This is a genomic window from uncultured Leptotrichia sp. (genome assembly GCF_938036635.1).
GTDB classification, from domain to species: domain Bacteria; phylum Fusobacteriota; class Fusobacteriia; order Fusobacteriales; family Leptotrichiaceae; genus Leptotrichia; species Leptotrichia hongkongensis.
The window spans coordinates 1-3,161 of sequence record NZ_CALHQO010000142.1 but is presented as its reverse complement, the minus strand read 5'-3'; the positions used below and the strand labels follow the sequence as shown (position 1 = coordinate 3,161).

3 protein-coding genes are annotated in these 3,161 nt (G+C 31.0%); all 3 read right to left on the bottom strand.

The window, feature by feature from the left end:
* Window positions 1-149 precede the first annotated feature (149 nt).
* Genes Q0370_RS02715 through Q0370_RS02705 form a run of 3 tightly spaced genes read right to left on the bottom strand, consistent with a single transcriptional unit; the run spans window position 150 to window position 2,966 of the window.
* A complete protein-coding gene (locus Q0370_RS02715) occupies window positions 150-1,244 on the bottom strand; it encodes a metal ABC transporter permease (RefSeq protein ID WP_299571789.1) in 1,095 nt (364 codons plus the stop codon).
* 3 nt (window positions 1,245-1,247) lie between these two features.
* The gene (locus Q0370_RS02710) at window positions 1,248-2,204 is read right to left on the bottom strand and encodes a metal ABC transporter permease (RefSeq protein WP_299571787.1); all 957 of its coding nucleotides are present in this window, start codon (window positions 2,202-2,204) and stop codon (window positions 1,248-1,250) included.
* A gap of 3 nt (window positions 2,205-2,207) precedes the next feature.
* Window positions 2,208-2,966 carry a metal ABC transporter ATP-binding protein gene (locus Q0370_RS02705; protein ID WP_299571785.1) on the bottom strand — a complete coding sequence of 253 codons (759 nt, stop codon included), beginning with the start codon at window positions 2,964-2,966 and terminating at the stop codon, window positions 2,208-2,210.
* Between the last annotated feature and the right edge of the window lie 195 nt (window positions 2,967-3,161).

The following is a 3,161-nucleotide window of genomic DNA, read 5'->3' as shown; positions in this document are numbered from 1 at the left end:
AATATAAAATTTTATAAAAAAAAGACTGATTTCTTTATTTTATAGAAACCAATCTTTAAAATATTGCAGTGATTATAGTTTGAAATAAGAGTAGAAGATATTGTATTTATAGTCAATTTAATATTTTTGAATAAGTTGGCTATATATAACTACATATTTAGTAAATATTTTTCTCCTTTTTCAGAAAGTTTATAAACTCTGCTATCAACATAAATATATTTTTCCTTTTTAGCTTTTTCAATAACTTTATTCAAGAAGATTTTATTCCAACGTAAGTGATTATCAATAGTGTCAATTCCACATTCATCTTTTTCCTGTTTTGTGTTAGTATGATTGGATAGATGAATCAGAAGTATTCTTACAGAAAAAGTCATTTTTTGGCTTTTTTTACGTCTTATTGTGAAAATTAGCCCTTTTTTAGGCGAGAAAATCAAGGTCATTAGAAAAATGACACCTATCATTACTGCAATGCTTCCAGCAATTGAAATATCAAAGAATCGTGCAAAATGGAATCCTATAATACTTGCAACTGCTCCTAGAAGAATACTTAACCCTATCATTACTTTTAGCTTGTCAGTCAATAGATATGCTGTAATTGGAGGGCCTATCATAAATGCAACTACCAGTATTGAACCTACTGCCTCAAATGAGGATACTGCTGTCATTGACACAAGCGACATTAGAATGTAATGAATTAATATTGGCTTCATTCCAAGTGTTATTGCAAGAGCTTTATCAAATACCGAAATTTTTAATTCCTTGAAAAAAATAACGACAAAAGATAAATTTATTAAAAATATTACAAAAGTCGTAACCAATCCTTTAGCAACACTAAAACCAAATATTTCTACCCTATTAAATGGAGCAAATGCCAGTTCTCCCAACAATACCGAATCAACATCCAAATGCACATTTCCAGCATATTTTGAAATTAAAATTACAGCGATACTGAATAACAGCGGAAAAACTACCCCAATTGCTGAATCCTCCTTAACAAGTCTTGTCGAATTAAGAAGTTCCACAAGGTAAACTGTTAAAACGCCAACTATTCCCGCACCAACAATTAACAAAGGGGAGTTCAAATCATGAACTGCAAAAAATGCCACTACAATTCCAAGTAAGATAGTGTGCGTAATCGCATCTGAAACCATTGCCATACTTTTTAAAACCAGAAATGTTCCTAAAATAGAGCAGGCACTTGCCACCATTATTGCGATAAGCTGTATTTCCAACGAAAAACCCATAATTTATTTCCCCCTTTCCAAGTTATTTATTTTTAAATTATTTGATTCATTTTTTTTATTTTTAAGTTTTTCTCTAAATTCTTTTTTTCTTTTCTGATTTCTTATAATTTTAAATACAATCCCTCTTTTGTTTGAGAAAAGAATGCTAATAACTACGATTATACTTATAATTATAACGATAACAGGTCCAGTTGGTAAATTGCTTTCACTTATACTTATCAAAGTTCCAAGCAGACCTGATATTCCTCCAAAAAATGCCGCTAAAATTACCATAATTGAAAGTTTGTCTGTCCATTGCCGTGCTGCAACTGCTGGAGAAATAAGCATTGCACTTATTAATATTACTCCTGCTGCCTGAATACCTATTATTACAGTAGTTACAATCAATATGGAAATTAATATTTCGATTTTCTTGCTTGGAAATCCCAATGTTTTGGCAAAATCAGAGTCAAATGAAACAATTTTAAATTCCTTCCAGAAAAGAATAATTATAATTAGAAGAACAATCCCTGTAATGAGAATAATATTTACATCTCTTTTAATAAATGTTGACGCTTGTCCAAAAATAAATTTATTTAATCCCGATTTATTTGCACCTGGCAATTTATTCAAATAAGAAAGTAAAACTAACCCTAACCCAAAAAATACCGATAAAATCAACGCCAAAGCACTATCAAATTTTATTTTTGTATAATTTTGAATCAGTTGAATCAAACCGATACATACAATTCCTGTTATTAAAGCACCTAGCAGTAAAACTTCTGTATTTTTCACGTTTGTAAATAAAAAGGCCAAACAAACTCCGGGAAGTGAAGCATGAGAAACTGCATCTCCCAATAAACTTTGTTTTCGTAAAACGGCAAAACATCCAAGTATTCCAGAAACCATTCCAAGTAACGAACATCCAAGTGCAACTGTTCTAAAGGTATGGTCAGTTATAAGAAGATTTAACATATTCATTTATTAATCCTCCTTTACACTATTTTGAACTGTTTTTTTACTTTTATATGTTTTTTCAATGTTTTCTGGAGTAAAAATTTCTTCTACAGGTCCGGAAGCTACAACAGAAACATTTATAAATGTTACATAGTCAAAATAATCCTTTACTGTCTGTAAATCGTGGTGAACAACAATTACTGTCTTTTTTTCATCACGTAATTTTTTTAGAATATTTATAATAGATTTTTCGGTTTTGCTATCAACTCCTTGAAATGGTTCATCCATAAAGTATATCTCTGCATCCTGTACCAATGCCCGTGCTAGAAATACCCTTTGCTGCTGTCCACCAGATAACTGGCTTATCTGTCTATCTGAAAACTCATCCATTTCGACTTTATGAATAGCTTCCTTAGTCTTTTCCTTATCAATTTTTCTAACTTTCTTTAACCATCCAACTTTCCCGTAACGTCCCATTTCCACAACATCAAACACAGTAGTAGGAAAATCCCAGTCAACACTACCTCTTTGAGGCACATACGCTATTTTATCACGTACTTTGCTGTATTTTTCGTCATAAAATCTAACCTCTCCAGTAATAGGCTTTATCAAATCAAGCATAGCCTTGATTAAAGTAGATTTTCCCGCTCCATTTGGTCCAACAATAGCCATAAGAATACCTTTTTTTATTCCCAGTTCAATATCCCATAAAACAGGTTTATCCTCGTAGGCTATCGTCAAATCTTCAACTTTTATAATAACATCATCAGAAATATTTGTATTCATTTTTTCTCCTAAATTCTATTTATATTAATTTTTTAACGCAGAGGTATCAGACGCCATACCTCTGCACTCCCGCTTACGCAAAACTTTCTTATAAAGAAAAAAGAAAACTCGCTTTTGAAAATAGATTATTTTAATATGAATAAATGAATTTAACTTGAAATATGTTCCAAAAGCTCAAACAGTTCTTTTTTCTTT

What these genes read in the sequence shown, in the direction of transcription:
- Q0370_RS02705 (WP_299571785.1), bottom strand. Translation starts at nt 2,966, where the DNA reads ATGAATACAAATATTTCTGATGATGTTATTATAAAAGTTGAAGATTTG.
- Q0370_RS02710 (WP_299571787.1), bottom strand. Translation starts at nt 2,204, where the DNA reads ATGAATATGTTAAATCTTCTTATAACTGACCATACCTTTAGAACAGTT.
- Q0370_RS02715 (WP_299571789.1), bottom strand. Translation starts at nt 1,244, where the DNA reads ATGGGTTTTTCGTTGGAAATACAGCTTATCGCAATAATGGTGGCAAGT.